The organism is Prauserella flavalba, from assembly GCF_003202235.1.
GTDB lineage: Bacteria > Actinomycetota > Actinomycetes > Mycobacteriales > Pseudonocardiaceae > Prauserella_A > Prauserella_A flavalba.
On sequence record NZ_MASU01000013.1, the window covers coordinates 98,340 to 117,864 of the forward strand.

18 protein-coding genes are annotated in these 19,525 nt (G+C 72.6%); 5 read left to right on the forward strand and 13 right to left on the reverse strand.

What is annotated here, in order from left to right:
* The first annotated feature begins 1 nt into the window (after position 1).
* Together BA062_RS27725 and mftM are read left to right on the forward strand one after the other, a co-directional pair.
* Complete coding sequence (locus tag BA062_RS27725) at positions 2–1,486, forward strand: VWA domain-containing protein (protein ID WP_110341766.1); 1,485 nt, start codon at positions 2–4, stop codon at positions 1,484–1,486.
* The gene (gene mftM, locus BA062_RS27730) at positions 1,483–2,376 is read left to right on the forward strand and encodes a mycofactocin oligosaccharide methyltransferase MftM (RefSeq protein ID WP_110341768.1); all 894 of its coding nucleotides are present in this window, start codon (positions 1,483–1,485) and stop codon (positions 2,374–2,376) included. Before BA062_RS27725 ends, mftM begins: the two co-directional genes overlap by 4 nt.
* On the opposite strand, the gene BA062_RS27735 is transcribed toward mftM, so the two are convergent.
* From BA062_RS27735 to BA062_RS27745, 3 genes are read right to left on the reverse strand one after another with little or no spacing between them, the layout of a single operon-like run.
* Positions 2,373–3,041, reverse strand: coding sequence for a MadR family response regulator transcription factor (locus BA062_RS27735; protein ID WP_110341770.1), 669 nt, complete (start codon positions 3,039–3,041; stop codon positions 2,373–2,375). The two genes, mftM and BA062_RS27735, sit on opposite strands and share 4 nt — an antisense overlap.
* Entirely contained in the window at positions 3,038–4,390 is a 1,353-nt protein-coding gene (locus tag BA062_RS27740; protein WP_110341772.1) for a MadS family sensor histidine kinase, read from the reverse strand. Before BA062_RS27740 ends, BA062_RS27735 begins: the two co-directional genes overlap by 4 nt.
* 7 nt (positions 4,391–4,397) lie before the next feature.
* Positions 4,398–5,588, reverse strand: a complete 1,191-nt coding sequence (locus BA062_RS27745) for an iron-containing alcohol dehydrogenase (protein ID WP_245960081.1) — start codon at positions 5,586–5,588, stop codon at positions 4,398–4,400.
* A gap of 299 nt (positions 5,589–5,887) precedes the next feature.
* On the opposite strand from BA062_RS27745, the gene BA062_RS27750 reads away from it, so the two are divergent.
* From BA062_RS27750 to BA062_RS27760, 3 genes are all read left to right on the forward strand, one after another.
* The gene (locus BA062_RS27750) at positions 5,888–6,475 is read left to right on the forward strand and encodes a hypothetical protein (RefSeq protein ID WP_110341776.1); all 588 of its coding nucleotides are present in this window, start codon (positions 5,888–5,890) and stop codon (positions 6,473–6,475) included.
* Positions 6,476–6,489: 14 nt separating this feature from the next.
* Positions 6,490–6,921, forward strand: coding sequence for a protein-tyrosine phosphatase family protein (locus BA062_RS27755; protein WP_110341778.1), 432 nt, complete (start codon positions 6,490–6,492; stop codon positions 6,919–6,921).
* Positions 6,922–7,011: 90 nt separating this feature from the next.
* Positions 7,012–7,557, forward strand: a complete 546-nt coding sequence (locus BA062_RS27760) for a dihydrofolate reductase family protein (protein ID WP_110341780.1) — start codon at positions 7,012–7,014, stop codon at positions 7,555–7,557.
* Here BA062_RS27760 and gad read toward each other — a convergent pair.
* The 10 genes from gad to BA062_RS27810 form a co-directional block, all read right to left on the reverse strand.
* On the reverse strand, positions 7,540–8,946 hold the full coding sequence (gad, locus tag BA062_RS27765) for a glutamate decarboxylase (RefSeq protein ID WP_425452958.1): 1,407 nt from the start codon (positions 8,944–8,946) through the stop codon (positions 7,540–7,542). The genes BA062_RS27760 and gad overlap by 18 nt on opposite strands.
* Positions 8,947–9,073: 127 nt before the next feature.
* A complete protein-coding gene (locus BA062_RS27770; RefSeq protein WP_146240098.1) occupies positions 9,074–10,489 on the reverse strand; it encodes a serine/threonine-protein kinase in 1,416 nt (471 codons plus the stop codon).
* An 85-nt stretch (positions 10,490–10,574) separates the two neighbouring features.
* The gene (locus tag BA062_RS27775; RefSeq protein WP_110341782.1) at positions 10,575–11,342 is read right to left on the reverse strand and encodes an SDR family NAD(P)-dependent oxidoreductase; all 768 of its coding nucleotides are present in this window, start codon (positions 11,340–11,342) and stop codon (positions 10,575–10,577) included.
* On the reverse strand, positions 11,339–11,755 hold the full coding sequence (locus BA062_RS27780) for an Ohr family peroxiredoxin (protein ID WP_110342603.1): 417 nt from the start codon (positions 11,753–11,755) through the stop codon (positions 11,339–11,341). The genes BA062_RS27775 and BA062_RS27780 overlap by 4 nt, the downstream gene beginning before the upstream one ends.
* Before the next feature lie 18 nt (positions 11,756–11,773).
* Entirely contained in the window at positions 11,774–13,774 is a 2,001-nt protein-coding gene (locus tag BA062_RS27785) for an oxidoreductase (protein WP_110341784.1), read from the reverse strand.
* Entirely contained in the window at positions 13,771–15,066 is a 1,296-nt protein-coding gene (locus BA062_RS27790; RefSeq protein WP_110341786.1) for an MFS transporter, read from the reverse strand. Before BA062_RS27790 ends, BA062_RS27785 begins: the two co-directional genes overlap by 4 nt.
* 27 nt (positions 15,067–15,093) lie before the next feature.
* Positions 15,094–16,494, reverse strand: a complete 1,401-nt coding sequence (locus tag BA062_RS27795) for an MmgE/PrpD family protein (protein ID WP_110341788.1) — start codon at positions 16,492–16,494, stop codon at positions 15,094–15,096.
* Positions 16,491–17,312, reverse strand: a complete 822-nt coding sequence (locus BA062_RS27800) for a cyclase family protein (RefSeq protein ID WP_110341790.1) — start codon at positions 17,310–17,312, stop codon at positions 16,491–16,493. The genes BA062_RS27795 and BA062_RS27800 overlap by 4 nt, the downstream gene beginning before the upstream one ends.
* On the reverse strand, positions 17,309–18,148 hold the full coding sequence (locus BA062_RS27805; protein ID WP_110341792.1) for an HpcH/HpaI aldolase/citrate lyase family protein: 840 nt from the start codon (positions 18,146–18,148) through the stop codon (positions 17,309–17,311). Before BA062_RS27805 ends, BA062_RS27800 begins: the two co-directional genes overlap by 4 nt.
* The gene (locus tag BA062_RS27810; RefSeq protein WP_110341794.1) at positions 18,145–19,332 is read right to left on the reverse strand and encodes a CaiB/BaiF CoA transferase family protein; all 1,188 of its coding nucleotides are present in this window, start codon (positions 19,330–19,332) and stop codon (positions 18,145–18,147) included. Before BA062_RS27810 ends, BA062_RS27805 begins: the two co-directional genes overlap by 4 nt.
* Positions 19,333–19,525: the final 193 nt, after the last annotated feature.

The window sequence follows — 19,525 nt, forward strand, 5'->3', positions numbered from 1 at the left end:
GATGCTGAGGAGCCTGCACCGGTTCGCGCGGCTGCTGCGGCACGCCGGCCTGCGGGTGTCGTCGCCCGAGATCGTCGACGCCGCCCGGTGCGTCGCCGCGAACGGGATCGTCGCCGACCGCGAACTGTTCCGCGAGGGCCTGCGCTGCTCACTGGTGAAGGACCACCGCGACGGGGAGCTCTTCGACAAGCTGTTCGCCGCCTTCTTCGCGCTGGTGCGCTTCGGTGCCGAGCAGCGGGACGGCGAGGAGCCGAGCGGCCCCGGCGGGAAGCTGCTGGAGGACTTCACGCTCGCGGAAGAGGTGGGCCAGCGCCCGCCGAGGGCCGACATGGAGAGCCCCGACGCCGAGCTCGGTGAGCTGTTCGAGAGGGACAACCTCGTCGAGCGCTACAGCCCGCACCCCGAACTGAACCCGATCGTGCTCGACAACGAGACCGAGGACGAGGTGGTGTTCTCCCAGCAGGACGTGTCCACGATGGACGGTTCCAACGAGGTGCTGCTGGAGATCGACCGCAGCCACGGCGTCGCGCCGGGGAAGCTCGGCAAGGCGCGCGGCACGCCGGTCGACGCGTCGCTGAGCCTCGCCGAGCAGGACGCGCTGCTCGGCTGGCTGGAGGGCTCGGGAGAGGACGAGGGCGACGAGCGGGAGGCAGTCGCGCTGGGCGGGGAACTCGACGAGCGCCTGCTCGAACGGCTGCCCGAGGCGCTGCGCAAGCATCTCGAGCACCTGCTGCGGCTGGAGTACGAGGTCGAGCGGGGTGAGTGGCGTGGTGACGAGACCGGGCACGAGGAGCTGGAGGAGGCACTGCACCGCATCGTGGCCACGCTGCGCGGAGCCGTGACCCACCGCAAGCGGCCCTCGCCGCGCGGGCGCATCGACTCGGCGAGGACCATGCGCCGCAACCTCCGCTACGACGGCGTGCCGTTCCGCCCGGTCACCGTCAGCCAGACCGAGGACAAGCCGAGGCTCGTGGTGCTCGCCGACGTGAGCCTCTCGGTGCGGGCGACGGCCGGGTTCACGCTGCGGCTGCTCTACGGGCTGCACGACCTCTTCGCCAAGGTCCGCTCGTACGCGTTCGTCGCCGAGATCGCCGAGATCAGTGGCCTGTTCGCGGGGCAGCGGATCGAGGACGCGCTCGGCACGCTGTTCCGGGGCGAGGTGATCGACGTCGATGCCAACTCCGACTACGGCGCGGTGTTCGGCACGTTCCTCGCCGAGCACGCGGGTGCCGTGAACCGCAGGACGACCGTGCTGGTGCTCGGCGACGGGCGCGGCAACGGCAACGACTCGAACCTCGGCGCGTTCGCCGAGATCGCGCGCCGGGCTCGGGACGTGCTGTGGCTGACACCGGAGCCGAGGCACTCGTGGGGCCTCGGCGCGTGCGACCTGCCCGCCTACGCCGAGCACTGCGGGCGCGTGCGCGTGGTCCGGGACCTGGCGGGGCTGGAGCGGGCCGCGCGGGACCTGCCGATGGCGGCGCGATGACAGGCGTGCTGCCCGTGCTCGACCCGCTGGCACCGGGCGAGCCGGGGGAGTACCGCGACGAACTGGTGCGCGTGGTGCGCCTCGGTGACGGGCAGCCGAGGACGTCGCTGGGGCCGGTGCTCGCGCGTACCCGCAATTTCCGGTTGCACGACGGGGGATCGCGCGTGGAGGTGAGCCACGTGCTGCGTCGCCCCGACCTCGGCAACGATCTCACCGAGCTGCTCGCGGGCGAGCTGTTCCGGCCGGGCGTGCTCGCGGGGTCCGCGCTGTTCGAACGGATCTTCGTCGGCGTGGTGCGCTCGACCGTGCCCGGGGCGCTGCCCGCGTGGCGGGCCTTCTACGGCAACACGCTGGCGCGCCTGCGTTCCCGTCCGCGCGGGCGCTCGTGGACGGCCGACCTCGCGCCCGTCTACGATCGCGCGGCGGCGCTCGTGCCGCCGGGACGCGTGCTCGATCTGGGTTCCTGCTTCGGGTTCTTCCCGCTGTTGCTGGCCGGTCGCGACGGCTACGAGGTGACCGCGTCGGACCTCGTTCCCGGCAGCATGCGGCTGCTGTCGGCGGTCGCCGCGAGCGAGGGCGTGCCGCTGCGCACGATCGCGTGCGACGCCGCCGCCGTGCCCCTGCCCGACGGCGCGGCCGACACGGTGACCGTGCTGCACCTGCTGGAACACCTCGCGCCCGCCGAGGGTGCGCTGGTGCTCGCCGAGGCGCTGCGGCTCGCCGCGCGGCGGGTGGTGGTGGCGGTGCCGTTCGAGGACGAGCCGAGCACGTGGTACGGCCACGTCCGCCGGTTCGGGCGCGAGGAGCTCGCCGCACTGGGCGAGGGCACCGGCCTGCCGTTCACGGTGAGCGAGCACCACGGCGGCTGGCTCACCGTCCACGTTGCCTAGATGAGCCCCATCTTGCTGGCCTCGTAGACGGCCTCGGCGCGGGTCGAGGCGCCGAGCTTGCGCATGATGTTGCGGACGTGGAACTTCACCGTGGTCTCGGAGATGAACAGCCGCTCGCCCACGACGCGGTTGCTCAGGCCCGTCGCGAGCAGTTCGAGCACACCCTGTTCCCGTTCGGTGAGCGCGGGCTCGTCGGGCGCGGTGCGGATCGAGCGCGCCATCACCGACGCCGAACGCGAGTCGAACGCGCTCTCGTCGCGCGCGACCGTCCGGATCGCCGACACGAGCGCGCTCGTGTCCACGTCCTTGATCACGTAGCCCTTCGCGCCGCGGTGCACGGCCTCCAGCACGTAGGCGTCGTCGAGGAACGTCGTCAGCACGAGCACGCCGATCCCGGGGTGGTTCGCCGTGATCTCGGAGCACAGTTCGAGGCCCTCGGTGTCGGATCCGGTGCCCAGCTTCAGGTCCAGCAACACGATGTCGGGGCGGAGCCGGTCGAGCACCACCCTCGCCTCGGCCGCCGTGGTGGCCTCGCCGACCACGCGCATGTCGTCCTCGCGGTCGAGAATGGACCGCAGGCCCTGCCGCACGATCGCGTGGTCGTCCACCAGCACGATGCTCAGCTGCCCCTGCTCCGCGCGCGGACGCGTCGCCTGCCGGTTCATGGTGCCGCCTTTCCGTTGCGCCGCAAGGGAAGCGGGATGTCGAGCAGGAGCATGATCCCACCCAGCTCGGAGCGCCGGATCGACATCGTGCCGCCCAGTTCCTTCGCCCTGGCCTGCATGTTCGCCAGCCCGCGGTGCACGCCTGCCAGGTCGGTGGCGGCGGTGAGCTTGAGCGTCTTGCGCAGCTGGGCCGGGTCGCCGTCGCCGTCGTCGGAGATCGTGAGCACGATCCGCTCTGGCCGGTAGCGCAGCCGCACGAGCGCCTGCTCGGCCGTGGTGTGCATGACCGTGTTGAACAGCGCCTCCCCGGCCAGGCGCAGCAGCGAGTGCTCCACCTCGCCCGGCAACGGCACCGGCGTGCCGACCACGCGCACCCGCACCTTGAGGTCGCTCGGCAGGTGCACCGACGACAGCCGTTCCAGCAGCACCGGCAGCGAGCCCGGCGGCTCCTCCGACCCGTTGTGCAGCGCGTAGATCGCGGCCCGCAGCCGCTCGACCGCGTGCCTGGTGAGGTCCTTCGCCGCGGTCAGCTGCTCGACCACCTGCTCGTGCCCGCCCTCCGCGGCCAGCTCGGCGCGGCACACCTCCACCGTCATGCCCGCCGAGAGCACGTCCTGCGTGACGCTGTCGTGCAGCTCGCGCGCGATGCGGTGCCGCTCGTCGTCCAGCGCCTGCCGCTGCATGGCCTCGATCAGCCGCTGCTGCGTCTCCGCCAGCTCCCGCGCCTGCCGCTGCGCGGCCTCGGAGAGCATCTCGGTCTTGCCGCGCAGCTTCGTGGCCGCGTGCAGCAGGAACGAGTTGTGCAGCGCCACCGCGGCCTGGTTGGCGAGCACCCGCAGAATCGCCAGGTCCGTGTCGGCCACGTCCACGCCGAAGCCCGGCAGCCCGGCGATGCCGCCCACCGGCTCGCAGTCCAGCGTCATCGGCACCCGCACGATCGGTCCGCCGCCCGCGTCCTCGGCCTCCCACGGCCGCGACCGCAGCACGTGCAGGTGCGGCAGCGCCTCGGCGGGCAGCAGCCGTTCGTCGTCGATCAGCTCGGCGCCGCGCAGCAGCAGGAACCTCGGCCGCGCGGCCTGCAGCGCGCCGTCGGCGACGGCGACCAGCAGCCAGTCGGCATGCAGGTGCTCGGCGGCGGCGTGCACCACGGCCTCGACGAGCCCGCGCGGGCCCTCGGCCGTGCGCACGAGCGCGCGGGAGATCCGGTCCAGCGCGCGCACGGCGTTCTCCAGTCGCTCCGCCGAGCGCACGTACTCGGGATAGAACGAGCGCTTGCCGGAGCGCACGCCGGTGAGCGCACCGAGATCGGCCTCGTTGCGGCCGAAGCCGGTGTGCGGTGAGGACGTCATGGGTTCCTCACAGTGCCTGCCGGAACAGCGTGGTCACGTCCTCGGCGTCGACCTCGCGCGGGTTGGTGGCCAGGCAGGCGTCGTCGAGCGTGGTGCGGGCGAGGGTGGGGATGTCGGCGTCGGTGACGCCCAGGTCCGACAGGCCCCGTGGCACGCCCACGTCGTCGGCGAGCGTGCGGATGAACGAGGCCAGTTCGTCGGCGACCTCGTCGGCGGGCCGGCCCGTGACATCGATGCCGACGGCCGCGGCGAGCGGCACGTAGCGGTGCGGGTCCGCGGCGGCGTTGAACCGGATCGCGTGCGGCAGCAGCACCCCGTTGAGCACGCCGTGCGGGGCGTCGAGCAGCCCGCCGACCTGGTGGCTCATGGCGTGCGTGATGCCGAGGATCGCGTTGGTGAAGGCCATGCCCGCCTCCAGTGCGCCCTGCGCCATCGCGATCCTCGGCTCGGCCCGCTTCGGCTGCACCGTGGTGCCGCGCAGGTTGCTGGTGATGAGGTGCGCGGCGTGCAGCGCGTGGTGGTCGGTGAGCCGGTTGTGCGCGCGGGAGACGTAGGCCTCGACCGCGTGGGTCAGCGCGTCGAGCCCGGTGGCCGCGTTCAGCTCCTCCGGCATCGTGGTGAGCAGGCGGGGGTCGATCACCGAGATGTCGGGCACCAGCGTGCGGCTGATGATGGTGATCTTGGTGTGCCGCGTGGTGTCGGTGACCACGGCGAACTGCGAGACGTCGGCGCCCGTTCCCGACGTCGAGGGCGCCATGACCAGCGGCGGGATGGGCTGCACGACCTTGTCGACACCCGCGAAGCCGAGGATGGTGCCGCCGTTGCCGGACAGGATCGCGACGCCCTTGGCCGCGTCGATGCACGAGCCGCCGCCGACGGCGAGGATCACGTCGCCGCCGCTCTCGGCGTAGTGCTCGTAGGCCGCCGTGATCTCGTGGTCCTTGGGGTTGGGCGTGAGGTCGGAGAACACCACGGGCCGCAGCCCGGCGAGCCGCAGGTGACCCACCGCCTCGGCGGTCCAGCCCGCCTCGACGATCCCGGGGTCGGTGACCAGGAACGGCCTGCGCGCGCCTACGCGCAGCGCGCAGTGACCCAGTTCGGCCAGCGCGTGCGGGCCGAACACGACCTCGGGGACGTGGAACTTCGCGAGCCCGCCGGCGGTGCCGGAGGGGGCGGGTGCGGCGCCGGGGCCTTCCAGTTCGGCGCCGGTGTTCGGTCCGGTGTCCGGCAGCGCCGCCGCCTGCTGTGGCAGCCGGGCCCACTGCCCGAGGTCGTCGGCCAGCCCCGGTGCGGGTCGGGTCAGATGCACGTGAACGCCTCCTCGCATCCAGCCACGCTGCTGAACGCTGACCAGGTTAGTGCCGTTCAGAGGGCGGGCACACCCTCCGACCGCGGTAGGGGTGCCCGTCCGATCGGGTAGGTGCGGGCGCGAGGGAACCTCGCCCCGGGCGAGGGGCGTCGTAACGGGCCGAGATCAACTCCAGAAAGGCTTCTCCGATGACGTACCCACCGCAACCGGGTCAGCCCTACGGTCAGCAGCCGGGTCCCTACGGGCAGGGCGGCTACCCGCGGCAACAGGGCTTCCCGCCGGGTGGAGGCTTCCCACCGCAGCAGCCGTTCCCGCCGCAGGGCCCTCGGCCGCCGAAGCGGAAGACCGGGCTGTGGGTGGGCCTTTCGGCCGCGGTGGTCGTGGTCGCCGCGTTCGTGATCACGGCGTTCGTGGCGCCGGGCTTCCTCGTCGGCGACGACGGCGAGGAGAGTGGCGGTGGCGGGGTCGACGCCGGTTCCAGCCCTGCCGCCAACCTGGTCGAGCAGATCGCGCAGGGCTTCCAGAACAAGGACGAGGACGCGCTCAACCAGCTCGTCTGCTCCGGTTCGGAGACCTCGATCGAGGGCTACACCCGTGAGGCCTCGCTGGTCACGCGGTTCGACCTCACGGGCGCCGTCCAGGAGTCGGGTGACAGCGCCACCGCGAAGGCGCACGTGGTGCTGGAGCACCGGGGCGAGCGCGTGGAGGGCGACGTGTCGCTCGAGGTCGCGCAGGTGAGCGGGTCGTGGTGCTGGCAGGGCATCGAGGAGCTCTAGCTAGGCTCGAATTCGTGACCGACACCTGGGAGCCCGAGACCGCGGGCGTGCTGCGGCTGCCCTCCGGCAGGCTGGTGCGGGGCCGGGGCCTGCGCAGGCCGTTGCCGGCCGGGCCGGAACCCGAGTACGGCGTGTACCTGCTCGGCAAACGGCCGCCCGACGTCACGTGGGAGAGCCGCTGGCTGCGCTGGCCCGACTTCCGGCTGCCCAGCGACCGGGCGCAGGCGCGCGAGGTGCTGCGGGACGCCTGGGAGCGGGCCGAGACCGAGCGTGTGGAGCTGGCGTGCGCGGGCGGCAAGGGCCGCACCGGAACCGCGCTGGCGTGCCTCGCGGTGCTCGACGGCATCCCGGCCGCCGAGGCCGTCGCCTACGTGCGCGCCCACTACGACCCGCACGCCGTCGAGACCCCGTGGCAGAAGCGCTACGTCGCCCGCTTCACCCCGTAGGCCTTCACTGCGGACGGTGGCGGTGGCGATGACTTCTCCGGGTGCCTGTGGTCTACCCGGTAACGGATCCACCACCTCGGAGGTAGGCACATGGCCAAGCTGCTGTACTCGGTGTCGATGTCGCTCGACGGGTTCATCGCCGGGCCCAAGGGCGACATGTCGTGGCTGACCGGGCACCTCGGCCCGAACCCGGAGATCGACGCGCTCATCGGCGACATCGGCGCGCTGCTCGTGGGCAACCGGACGTTCGGCGGCGACGACCCACACCGCGGCGACGCCGAGAAGGAGGGCAAGGCGTTCGGCGGCGGCTGGGACGGCCCCCAGTTCGTGCTCACCCACAACCCGCCCGCTGAGCCGGTGCCGGGCGTGACCTTCGTCAGTGACCTCGACAGCGCCGTGGCGCAGGCCAAGGCCGCCGCCGGGGAGAGGTACGTGAACGTGCTCGGCGCCGACGTCGCCAGGCAGTGCCTCGACGCGGGCGTGCTCGACGAGATCCTCACGATCATCGTCCCCGTGCTGCTCGGCGACGGTGTGCGCCTGTTCGACCGGCCCGGCGGCGACAACGTGCGGCTCGAGCGGATCCACCTCGGTGAGGTGCCGCACGCGACGAACCTGTGGCTACGCGTGGTGCGCTGAGGCTCCGTGCGCGAACGACGCCGACTCCGCGCCCCGTAACGGTTTCGCCTGCCGCGAGAGCCGCTCGACGGCCAGGCGCAGGTCGTCGAGGAACAGGTCGGCGAGGTCGTGGGTCATGCCGTTGCGCACCACCACGCGCAGCACCGCGAGGTCCGTGCGGTGGGCGGGAAACGTGTAGGCGGGCACCAGCCAGCCCGACTCCCTCAGGTGCGCCGAGACGTCGAACACCGAGTAGCCCGTGACGTCGTCGCGCAGCGCGAACACGAACACCGGCAGCTCGTCGCCCTTCGTGAGCAGCCGAAACGGTCCGAGCTCGCCGATGCGCTCCGCGAGCGACGTCGCGACGTCGCGGCAGGTCTGCTGCACCCTGCGGAAACCCTCGAACCCCAGTCGCAGGAACGTGTAGTACTGCGCCACCACCTGCGCGCCTGGCCGGGAGAAGTTCAGCGCGAACGTGGGCATGTCGCCGCCGAGGTAGTTCACGCGGAACACCAGGTCCTCCGGCAGGGCCGCCGCATCGCGCCACACCACCCAGCCGACGCCGGGATACACGAGCCCGTACTTGTGGCCGGAGGTGTTGATCGACGCGACGCGCGGCAGGCGGAAGTCCCACACCAGGCCCGGGTCGCAGAACGGGGCGACCATCGCGCCGGAGGCGCCGTCGACGTGCACGGGAACGTTCCAGCCGCGTTCGGCCTCCAGCCGGTCGAGCGCGGCGCAGATGTCGGCAACGGGCTCGTAACTGCCGTCGAACGTGGAGCCGAGCACGGCGACGACACCGATCGTGTTCTCGTCGCAGTGGGCGGCGGCCTGCTCGGCGTCGAGGTGGAACCGCTCGCCCTGCATCGGCACGAGCCTGGGCTCGACGTCGAAGTAGTTCGCGAACTTCTCCCAGCACACCTGGACGTTGATGCCCATGACGAGGTTCGGCCGGTCGGCAGGTAGCCCGGCCGCGCGCCGCGCATGCTGCCAGCGCCGCTTGAGCGCCAGCCCCGCGAGCATGCACGCCTCGCTGGAGCCCGTGGTGGAGCAGCCGGTCACGTCGTCGGCGGGCGGCGCGTGCCACAGGTCGCCGAGCATGCGCGTGCACCGGTGCTCCAGCGTCGCCGTGCGCGGGTACTCGTCCTTGTCGATCATGTTCTTGTCGAAGCACTCCGCCATCAGCTTCTCGGCGGTGGGCTCCATCCACGTGGTGACGAACGTGGCCAGGTTGAGCCTGGCGTTGCCGTCGAGCATCAGCTCGTCGTGCACGACCTGGTAGGCGACGTCGGGAGCGAGCCCGTCGCCCGGCAGCGTGTTCCTCGGGATGTGCGCGGGCTCGGCCGTGAAGACCGGGTTGACCGCCAGGTGGTTCCTCGTGGAGTCGCCGTTCGCGGAGGGCATGGTCATGTCCGGAAGCTAGGTCCGGAAAGCCCCGCACGCCATCACCCGGCCCGGGGGAACAGTGCGGTTGACCGCACCCAAGGCCACCTCTGTTGCGTTGAGCGCAACAAAGGTGGCCTTGGGGAGCGTTGACTCAGCTGGCTTGGCTGTCGATCGCCCACTGGCCGTTCTGGTCGACGAGGGTGTAGATGTGCTGCTCGGTGGTGGTGCCGCCGCTCGCGTACGTGTAGGTGATCGTGGCGGTGACGGCGTTACCACCCGCCGGGCTCAGGTTCGTGACCTGCACCGAGCTCATCTGCCCCCAGAAGGCCGCGTAGTCGTCGAAGCTCGGGGAGCGCGTGCTCTTGAACCGGTCGGAGAGCCGTGCGTACGCGGCCTCCAGGTTGCCCGGCAGCAGCGCGTAGTAGTCGCGCACGGCGGCCATCCGCTGCTCGTCGGGGTTGCCCTGCGGGGTCGGGGTGGGCGTGGGGGAGCTGGTGCCCGGCGGGGGTGACGACGTCGTCGTGGTCGTGTCCTCGGCCGACGTCGCGGGGTTCGTCGGCGCCGATGTCGCCGGGACCGACGGGCGAGGGGTGTCGCCGCCGGCCTGCTGGTCGTCGCCGCTGAGGAGGAACCACAGCCCGGCGCCGAGCACGGCGAGCACGAGCAAGGCGGCCACGACGACCGCGGCGAGGCGGCGCCGCCGCGGATCGGCGGCGGGAGCGGGCGCGGCGGGCGCGGCCGTGGTGCCCGTGGCGACGGCCGCGAGCGCCTGCCCGGCCTCGGTCATGCCGGGCCGCTCGTCGGGATCGGGGTGCAGCAGCCGCAGCAGCACCGGCGTGAGCGGGCCCGCGTGCCGGGGCGGGTCGATCTCGCCCTGGGACACCCGGTGCAGCAGCGCGATCGCGTTGTCGGGCCTGCCGAACGGCGGGTTGCCCTCCACCGCGTGGTAGAGCGTGGAGCCGAGGGAGAACACGTCGGAGCGCTCGTCGGCGTCGCTGCCCCTGGCCACCTCGGGCGCGAAGTAGGCGGGTGTGCCCGCGACGAGGCCCGTCGCCGTGAGCGTCACGTCCCCGGCCGCGCGGGAGATGCCGAAGTCGGAGATCTTGGCGACGCCGTTGTCGGCGAGCAGCACGTTCGCGGGCTTGACGTCGCGGTGGATGATGCCCGAGCGGTGCGCCGCGGCCAGCGCCTCCGCGACCTGCCTGCCGATCTCGGCGACCTCGGCGGGCGGGAGGCTGCCGCGGGTCGCGAGCAGGTCGGCGAGGCTGGTGGAGGGCAGGTACTCCATCACCAGCCAGGGGTAGCCCTCCTCCTCGACCACGTCGAAGATCGCGATCGCGTTGGGGTGCATGAGCCGCGCGGCGATGCGGCCCTCGCGCATCGCGCGGGCCCGCAGGTCCCCGGCGCCCGCCGCGTCGAGCGCGGTGCGCAGATGCAGCTGTTTGAGCGCGACCGTGCGGTTCAGGCGTTCGTCCTCGCCCTTCCACACCTCACCCATCGCTCCCGCACCGAGGCGTTCCGCCAACCGGTACCGGCCTGCGATCAGTCTTCTGTCGTCGTCACTCAAGGGGCTGCTCCACGACTTCTTCACCGGAGGGGGACGAGACCGCACATCGTATGGCGCGAGATCGTCCGTGCTCCCTTCGGCCCGTTCAGCCCAGCACGACTCCTCCGTCCACGAACAGCGTGTGCCCGGTGACCATCTTCGCGGCCGGGGAGGCGAGGAACGCGACGCCGTCGGCGACCTCCCCGGGTTCGACCATTCGGCCCAACGGGATCGACGCGAGCTTGTCCGTCAGGTACTCCGCGTCGGCGCGGACCTCGGCGTTCATCGCGGTCGGCACGATCGTCGGGCCAACGGCGTTGACGCGGATGCCCTTCGCGGCCCACTCCAGCGCGAGGACGCGTGTGAGGTGCAGGATCCCGGCCTTGCTCACCGCGTAGCCCGCGCAGCCGGGCACGGCGACCTGCCCAGCGGTGGAGGTGAGGTTCACGATGCACGGCGCAGGCGACGCCGTGAGCAGCGGGTAGGCCGCCTGGCACATCCGGAACGTGCCGGAGAGGTTGACCTCGAGCGGATCGTTCCAGTCCTGTTCGGACAGTTCCTCGGCTGGCCCGCGCCCGTTGACCCCGGCGTTGTTGACCAGCACGTCGAGCCCGCCGTGCCGCGCCTCGACCTCCCGCACGAGCGCGCGGCAGCTTTCGGCCGAGCGCACGTCCACGCGGTGCGTGCTCGGCGCGGTGCCCGACTTGCCCGACTCGCCCGCGGCGGCGACCTGGTCGCGGGTGGTGGTCCACGCCGCCGGGTCGGCGAGGTCGGCCATCGCCACGGTCATCCCCGCGGCGGCCAGCCGCTCGGCGATCGCGGCGCCGATGCCCTGCGCGGCCCCGGTGACCAGGGCGATCCGGCCGGTACTCACGCGATCTCGATCGTCACGGGCGCGCCCTCGCGCAGGGCGTTGGAGTACGGGCACAGCGTGTCGGCGGTGGCGACCACCGTGCGCAGCCCGGCGGGGTCGCAGTCGGGCGCCGAGACCTCCAGGCGCACCGCGATGGCGTACCGGCCGTCGGGCTGTTCGCCCAGCGTCACCGAACCGGTCACCGTGCACGCGCCGAGCCGTACGCGTTCGCGCCGGGCCGCGACGGTCATGGCGCTCGCGAAGCACGCCGCGTAGCCCGCGGCGAACAGCTCCTCGGGGTCGGTTCCCGCGCCGGTGCCGCGCTCGGCGGGCCGGGCGAGGGTCAGCTCCAGCGAGCCGGTGCTCGAGCGGGCGGTGCCCGCGCGGCCGCCGGTCGCCTCGACCGTCGCGGTGTAGAGGGGCTTCAGTGACATCGAGGACATGGCTCTCCTTCAGCGGGACAATGCGAGCAGGACGGGTTCCGGGTCGGGCTCGGCGGCCAGTACGGCACCGGCGACCCGGCCCTCGTAGACGGCTTCGAGCGCGGTGCGCGGCGCGTTGGCGTCGCCCGCCACGTGCACGCGGGCCACGTCGGCCAGCTCGTGCAGCAGCGCGTCGGCGGAGGTGGCCGCGCCCGCGTCGACGACGGCGCCGACGCCGGTGATCGGCTCGGTGCCACCCGAGACCGGGTCGGTGAGCACCACCGTGTCGCTGTCCTTCGCGCGCACGGTGCGCAGGAGGTGCACGCGCACGCCGTGGTCGGTGAACCGCTTCGTCAGCGCCAGCCGGGAGTAGGTGGTCACCTGCGCGCTGTACGACGCCGAGGGCGACACCAGGTGCACCCGCGCGCCCCGCGCCGCGAACGCCTCGGCGAGTGAGGCGGCGGCCCAGCTGCCGCAGTCGTCGCGGATCACCACGACGTTCGGCACCGCCTCCTCGCCGCACACGGTCTCCACCGCCTGCCACGTGTCCAGCACCGGTGGCCCGCCGGGCAGCTCGCGGCGGACGGGCACCGAGCCGGTGGCGAGCACGACGTCGTCGGCGCACTCGGCCCGCACCAGCCGGGCGTCGGCGCGCACGCCGGTGCGCACGGTGATCCCGGCCGCCAGCACGTCCCGTTCGAGCTCCCGGGTGAGCAGCCCGAACCGCTCCCGGCCCGGCACCCGGGCGGCGAGCGCGACCTGTCCGCCGAGCCGGTCGGCGGCCTCGACGAGTGTCACGCGCTTGCCCCTGCGGTGCGCCGCGAGCGCCGCCTCCAGCCCGGCGGGACCACCGCCCACGACGAGGACGCTGCCCGCTCGCCGTCTACTGTGGACTCCCGCCCACACGCGCTCGGCGCCGACCTCCGGGTTCACCACGCACGAGATCGGCAGGTTCAGCTCCACCCGCCCGATGCAGCCCTGGTTGCACGCCACGCACGAGCGCGTCTCGTGCTCGCGGCCCTCGGCGGCCTTGCGCACCAGGTGCGGGTCGGCGATGTGCGGGCGCGCGAGCCCCACGAGGTCGGCTTCGCCGGAGGCGATCAGCTCGGCCGCCTCGCCCACGCTGTCGAGGCGGCACACGGCGAGCACGGGCAGTCCCGGCAGCGCGCGGCGGAACATCCCGGCGTGGTGGCGGAACGGCGCGTGCCCGAAGCTCATGTCCGCCATCTGCGTGGCCAGCGACCAGCTGCCGTGGTAGGCGGAATGGCTCACGTGCACGTACGCGAGCGGGAACTCCTCCCGCAGCGCCGCCACGATCTCGATGACGTCGCCGGGTTCGAGGCCGCCGGGCAGGAACTCGTCGGCGCTCACCCGCAGGCCCACGGGCAGCTCCGGCGCGGTCTCGCGCACCGCCGTGAGCACCTCGCGCGTGAGCCGCAGGCGGTTGGCCGCGCTGCCGCCGTAGCCGTCGGTGCGGTGGTTGGTGACGGGGGAGAGGAACTGCTGGAGCAGGTGCCCGTGCCCGGCGTGCACCTCCAGTCCGTCGTAGCCCGCGCGCGACATCCGCGCCGCCGCCGCGCCGAACGCCCGCACCACCGTGCCGATGTCGCGGGTGCTCATGGCGTGCGGGGTGTGCGCGCCGGTCGCCCACGGCAGCGCCGACGCCGACCACGCCGCCGTGCGCGTCGCGTCCCCGTTCGCCTGCCTGCCCGCGTGCATGATCTGCGCGAAGATCGCCGCGCCCTCGGCGTGCACGGCGTCGGCGATCGCCGCGTACGCCGGGATGCTCGCGTCGTCGAAGCAGCCGAGGCTGATGTGCCTGCCCGCGCTGGTCGGGTGCACGCGGATGGCCTCGGTGATGATGAGGCCGACACCGCCGCGGGCTCGTTCGGCGTGGTAGTCGGCGTGCCTCGCGGTGGGCCGGTTCTCGTGGCCGAAGTTGGTGGTATGGCCCGGCACGAAGACCCGGTTGCGCAGCGGCACCCCGCCCAGTTCCACCGGGGAGAGTGCCGCGCGCAGCGGGCCGGTCACGAGTGCTCCGCCGCCACGGCCGGTGCCGCCGGCTCGTTCTTACGCGGATCGGTGGACACGAACAGCAACAGCAGTGCGCTCACCGCCACCAGGCAGCTCATCAGCACGAAGCCACTGGTGAACGTGCCCGTGCGGTCGACGACGAAGCCCATGATCGACGGCGCGATGATGCCGGCGAGCGCGAACGCCGCATCCACGAAACCGGCCGCGCTCGCGGGCTGGTTGGGCGCCGCGTCGATCGAGGCCACGAACCAGATGCCACCGGTGATGAACCCGCAGCCCACGCCGAGCGAGATGAAGATCAGCGCGACGGTGAGGCTCGTCGTGAGGAACACCGGCACCAGCGCGGCGCCGGCCAGCAGCAGCGCGCAGCCGATGATCGTGAGCCTGGTGCGGGCGTTGCCGGTGCGCCGGTAGAGCCGGTCCACCAGCACACCACCCACCAGCGCGCCCACCACACCGGCGGCCCACGGTGCGATGGAGAACGCGCCGACGCTCTCGATGCTCAGGCCGTGTGCGCGCTGCAGGTACTCGGGCAGCCAGTACATGAAGCCCCAGAACATGAAGCCCCACGAGAAGAAGCCGATCGCGACGAGCCACAGGTTGCGGTTGGTGAACAGCCCCCGCCAGTCGACGGCGGCCTTGCTCGCGGGTGCCTCGTCGGCGGCGGTGTGGCCCTGGGCGATGTAGGCCTTCTCGGCGTCGTTGGGGTAGGGGCTCTCGTCCGGCGTGTTGCGCAGCAACCACAGTGCGAGCACCGCCCACACCACGCCGACACCGGCCATCACCCAGAACATGCCGCGCCAGCCCGTGAGCCCGATCAGCTGCGTCAGCAGCGGGCTCGCGATCAGCAGGCTGCCCGACACCGCGACGCCGCCGATGAGCGCGAGCGCGATGCCCTGCTCCTTCTGCGGCAGCCACCGGCTCACCACCCGCGTCGCACCGGGGAACGCCGGAGACTCGCCCGCGCCGAGGATGATGCGCACGAGCAGCAGCCCGGCGAACCCGCCCGCCAGCGGGATCAGCGCCGTGGCGAGCGAGAAGATCACGATCGCCGTCAGCAGCACGCGGCGTGGACCGAACCGGTCGACCAGGAATCCCGACAGGAACGTGAACACCATGTACCCGATGGCGAACGCGCTGGAGATCGCGCCGTACTGGGTTGCCGTGATGCCGAACTCGTCCTGCAGCGGGCGTACGGCGAAGGACACCGCGCTGCGATCGATGTAGTTGATGACGATCAGCGATACGACCAGGCCGATCGTGATCCAGCGGAATCGGGTGGTTGTCATGGGCTCACCTCGTTGTGGTCAGGGTTCTTACGCGCTCACGAGCTGGTCGGTCAGCGCCGAGACGTCCGCCAGTCCGGCGACGCCGTAGGTCAGCTCGGTGATCCGCCGCGCCCGGTCCTCGCTGACCGCGCGCGTGGCGTTGAGCCGGAACTTGGTCGCCAGCTCGTCGGCGGACAGCGGGTTGCCGTTGCCGCCCCGGTTCTCGTCCACCCGCTCCTCGATCTCGGTGCCGTCGTGCAGGCGAACCCGCAGGACGGCGGGGAACTGGTGCGGGAAGATCTCGTCGCAGCGGGCGTCGGGCACGCACGTGACCTTGGCCGCGAGCGCGAGCCGCTCCGGGTCGGCCGCCGCCGCGTCGGTGAAGTCCTCGTGGAACACGCCGAGCCCGCCGCCGCCGAGCAGCGCCGCCGCCACGGTGTAGGGGCCGGAGAACGCCGCGTGGTAGCCGGACTTGGGCAGGATCTTCTCCTCGCGCGGCTCGCCGATCGTGCGCAGCACGGCGGTGGGCGCGCCCAGCTCGATGCTCTCGATCTCGCCGGGCGTCACGCCCCGTTCCCGCAGCCGCAGCGCGGCGTCGATGCCGGCGTGCGTGAAGTGGTTGCAGGGGTAGGGCTTGAAGAAGATGCCGGGCAGCTCCCAGTGCTCGCCGAGCGCGTCGGTGAGCGCGTCGAGGTCCACCTGGTCGCCGCAGAACGCCTGCAGCAGCCCGAACCGGCCCTCCAGCACGGTCGGCGGCCCGGTGATGCCGGTGCGGGCGAGGCCGGCGGCGGTGACGGCCGCGTGTGCCGCCCAGCCGCAGTGCACGCGCTTGACCGTGCCGCCGGTGCGGTTGGCCTCCAGCAGTCCGGCGCCCATGCTCGCGGCGATGCCGAGCGCGTCGGCGATGCCCTCGGAGTCCACATCGGACAGCATCGCGGCGGCGACCGCGCCGCCGAGCGCCCCGCAGATGGCCGTGGCGTGCAGGCCACGCTCGAAGAACACGGAGTTGCCCAGTTCCCGGTCGTAGCCTGCCATGCCCACGCGCACGGCGACCTCCACGCCGACGCCGATCGCGTCGAGCAGTGCTGCGCCGCTCTTGCCGCGGGACTCGGCGACCGCGAGCGCCGCGGGCACCACGGAGGCCGAGGGGTGCAGCACCGAGGGCAGGTGCGTGTCGTCGAAGTCGAGCGAGTGCGCGAGCGTTCCGTTCAGCAGCGCGGCGCTCGGTTCGGGGAGCCTGCCGCCGCCGATCGCGGTCGCGCGGCCCTGCCCGCCCCATTCGGCGACGAGCGTGCCGACCGCCTTCGCGGGCGGCTCGGCGGTGGCGGCGAGGCTGTTGCCGAGCACGTCGAGGACCCGGCGCGCGGCGTCGTCGCGCAGCTCGGCGGGAAGTCCCTTGGCGCGCACCGAGTCCGCCAGCTCGGCGAGGCGCTGGACGAGCGTCGTCATGCGCTCACCGCCGCGAGCGGGCGGATGGGCGAGCCGGTGCCGCCGGTGATGCGCAGGGGAGCGAGCAGGAACGTGAACTCGCCGAGGCCCGCCTCCGCGACGGCCTCCAGGTTGAGGTGCTCCATGATGAAGATCCCGGACTCCACGAGCAGTACCCGGTGCACGGGCAGCACGGCGTGTCCGGCGCCCGCGGGGATCTGCTCGTACGCCGTCGTGTCGGCTCCGGTCGCGACGATCTTGCGTTCGGCCAGCCACTCCGCGGCCTCCACGGTCGCGCCGGGAACGCCGGACTCCTTGCCCATGTACGTGGCCGGGTCGCCGAAGTTGCGCGCCCAGCCGGTGCGGATCAGCGCGACGTCACCCTCGCCGGGCTCGGCGTCGGCGAGCTTCGCGGCGGCCGCCAGGTCGTCGGCCGTCACGCCGTAGCCGGCGGGCAGCGTCGGCACGCCGTGCACGGCGGCGACGTCGAGCAGCACACCGCGCCGCAGCAGGCCGGGCAGGTTCTCGGCGCCGTGCGTGGTGAACACGCCGCCCCGCTGCGCCTCGGCGGCGTCGACCCCGCCGTGCAGCTCACCGCAGTGGCTCACGTGCGACAGCGCGTCGATGTGGGTGCCCACATGCCCGCCGGTGACGATGATCTCGTTGGCGGCCGAGCCGCCGTCGGGACGCTCCATGTCGCCGTGGCGGCGGATGAGCGTCATCCGGAACCCGGGGTGGTTCGGGGAGCACGGCATGCCGGTGAAGAACGGCTGGCCGAGCTCGATCAGCCGGACCCCGCCGGAGACGGCGGCGAGCAGCGGATCCTGAGTGCGTGTCATGACGGGTGGCCTTCCTTGACGTGCTGGTTCTCCCCCGCGATCGCGAGCAGCCACAGCGCCCGCTCCACGATCGCCTTGTCGACAAAGCGTCCGGACGCATCGATCCAGGCCGCCTCGTCGTTCTCGCTCACCGCGTCCACAAGGGACCGTGCCCACGCGACGTCCTCGGCGTCGGGGGCACAGGCCTCGTGGACAACGGGAATCTGTGCCGGATGAATCACGGAGCGCCCGAAGAAGCCCGCGCGCCGCCCCAGCTCGGTGTCGGTGCGCAGGCCGTCGAGGTCGCGCACCGCGGTCCACACGCTCTGCACCGGGCTCGGCAGCCCGGCCGCGCGCGCGGCGACCACGACCCGCGAGCGTGGCCACGCGAGCCCTTCGCCGCCGGTCACCCGCAGGTCCGCGGCGAGGTCGGCCTCGCCCAGCGAGATCCCGGCGACGAGCGGGTGCGCCGTGGCCAGTGCGAAGGCGTTCTCGACGCCGAGTGCCGACTCCAGCACCGGGTAGACGGGCACGCCCAGCGTGTCGGCGACGCGGCGCAGCTCGCCAGGGTCCTCACACTTGGGCAGTCGCACCCCGGCGAGCGCACCCGGCTCGGCGGCGAGCGCGGCGAGATCGGCCGTCCCGTGTGGACTGTTCGTGGCGTTGACCCGGACGTAGGCGCGCCGCCCCTCGGCGAGTGTCGCGACGACGGTGCGCCGTGCCTCGGCCTTCGCGGCAGGCGCGACGGCGTCCTCGAGGTCGAGGATCACGGCGTCGGCGTCGGACGCGAGCGCCTTGGCGATGCGCTCCGGCCGGTCGCCCGGCACGTAGAGCCAGCTCCTGGCGGGGGCCGTCACCGGATCACACCCTTCGCGCGCAGCTCGGCGAGCTGCTCGCCGGTGACGTCGTAGCGGCCGAGCACCTCTTCGGTGTGCGCGCCCACCTTGGCGCCGGTGGAGGTGATGCGGCCGGGGGTCTCGGAAAGCCGGAACAGCACGTTCTGCATCTTCACCGGGCCTAGCTCGTCGTCCATCAGCGTCGCGATCGTGCCGAGCGCGTCGAACTGCGGGTCGACCATGATGTCGGCGGCCGTGTAGATCGGCGCGACGGCGGCCTGCGCCTCCTCGAACGCCTTGATCACCTCGTCGCGGTCGCGCTCGGCGATCCACGAGCCCACGGCCTCGTCGAGCACGTCGGCGTGCCGCGCACGCTCGGCGCCGGTGGCGAACCACGGCTCCTCGATCAGCTCGGGCCGCCCGACCAGGCGCATCACGCGTTCGGCGATCGACTGCGCGCTCGTGGAGATCGCGACCCAGCCGCCGTCGCGCGTGCGGTAGGTGTTGCGCGGAGCGTTGTTGGTCGAGCGGTTCCCGGTGCGCTCCTGCAGCTCGCCGAGCTGGTCGTAGGCGATGATCTGCGGCCCGAGGAGCGTGAGGATCGGCTCGATGATGGCGAGGTCCACCACCTGACCGTGGCCGGTGTGCTCCCTGGCGCGCAGGGCTGTCATCACGGCGAACGCCGTGGTCAGCGCCGCGATGCCGTCGGCGAGGCCGAACGGCGGCAGCGTCGGCGGCCCGTCCGGCTCGCCGGTGATGGCCGCGAAACCGCTCATCGCCTCGGCGAGCGTGCCGAAGCCGGGACGCTTCGAGTACGGGCCGATCTGCCCGAAGCCGGTGACCCGCGCGAGGACGATTCCGGGGTTGATCTTCCGCAGTTCGTCGTAGCCGAGCCCCCAGCGTTCCAGCGTGCCTGGCCGGAAGTTCTCGATCACCACGTCGGCGTCGGCGACCATCCTGCGGAAGATCTCCTGGCCCTCGGGCGAGCCGAGGTAGAGCGTGATCGCCTTCTTGCCCCGGCCGAGCATCTTCCACCAGAGGCCGACGCCGTCGCGTTGCGCGCCGTGGCTGCGCACCGGATCGCCCTTCGGGTGCTCGATCTTGATCACGTCGGCGCCGTAGTCGGCGAGCAGCGTCGCGGCGAGCGGACCGGCGAACAGCGTCGCGGTGTCGAGTACCCGGATCCCGGACAGCGCGTCCGTCATGGGGCGTACCTCCCGTTCCTGGTGTTTCTTCTAGGGGAACAACATTACCGTTGTGTTTCGCCCCTTCGCGCTGGCGCTGGTGTATCAAGTTCGCACTGCTCCCTGCCTCACGTCAAGAGAACAGGGTCGTTGACTCCCGTGGGTGCCGGATGCCACGATGGCCGCAAGCGTTCCGCTCGTTCCTCTGGGAGGA

Excerpts from the sequence above, each read along its gene's own strand:
- BA062_RS27725 (WP_110341766.1), top strand. The coding sequence starts at position 2 with ATGCTGAGGAGCCTGCACCGGTTCGCGCGGCTGCTGCGGCACGCCGGC.
- BA062_RS27750 (WP_110341776.1), top strand. The coding sequence starts at position 5,888 with ATGACGTACCCACCGCAACCGGGTCAGCCCTACGGTCAGCAGCCGGGT.
- BA062_RS27735 (WP_110341770.1), bottom strand. The coding sequence starts at position 3,041 with ATGAACCGGCAGGCGACGCGTCCGCGCGCGGAGCAGGGGCAGCTGAGC.
- BA062_RS27795 (WP_110341788.1), bottom strand. The coding sequence starts at position 16,494 with ATGACGACGCTCGTCCAGCGCCTCGCCGAGCTGGCGGACTCGGTGCGC.
- BA062_RS27800 (WP_110341790.1), bottom strand. The coding sequence starts at position 17,312 with ATGACACGCACTCAGGATCCGCTGCTCGCCGCCGTCTCCGGCGGGGTC.
- BA062_RS27760 (WP_110341780.1), top strand. The coding sequence starts at position 7,012 with ATGGCCAAGCTGCTGTACTCGGTGTCGATGTCGCTCGACGGGTTCATC.
- BA062_RS27790 (WP_110341786.1), bottom strand. The coding sequence starts at position 15,066 with ATGACAACCACCCGATTCCGCTGGATCACGATCGGCCTGGTCGTATCG.
- BA062_RS27810 (WP_110341794.1), bottom strand. The coding sequence starts at position 19,332 with ATGACGGACGCGCTGTCCGGGATCCGGGTACTCGACACCGCGACGCTG.
- BA062_RS27780 (WP_110342603.1), bottom strand. The coding sequence starts at position 11,755 with ATGTCACTGAAGCCCCTCTACACCGCGACGGTCGAGGCGACCGGCGGC.
- mftM (WP_110341768.1), top strand. The coding sequence starts at position 1,483 with ATGACAGGCGTGCTGCCCGTGCTCGACCCGCTGGCACCGGGCGAGCCG.
- BA062_RS27740 (WP_110341772.1), bottom strand. The coding sequence starts at position 4,390 with ATGACGTCCTCACCGCACACCGGCTTCGGCCGCAACGAGGCCGATCTC.
- gad (WP_425452958.1), bottom strand. The coding sequence starts at position 8,946 with ATGACCATGCCCTCCGCGAACGGCGACTCCACGAGGAACCACCTGGCG.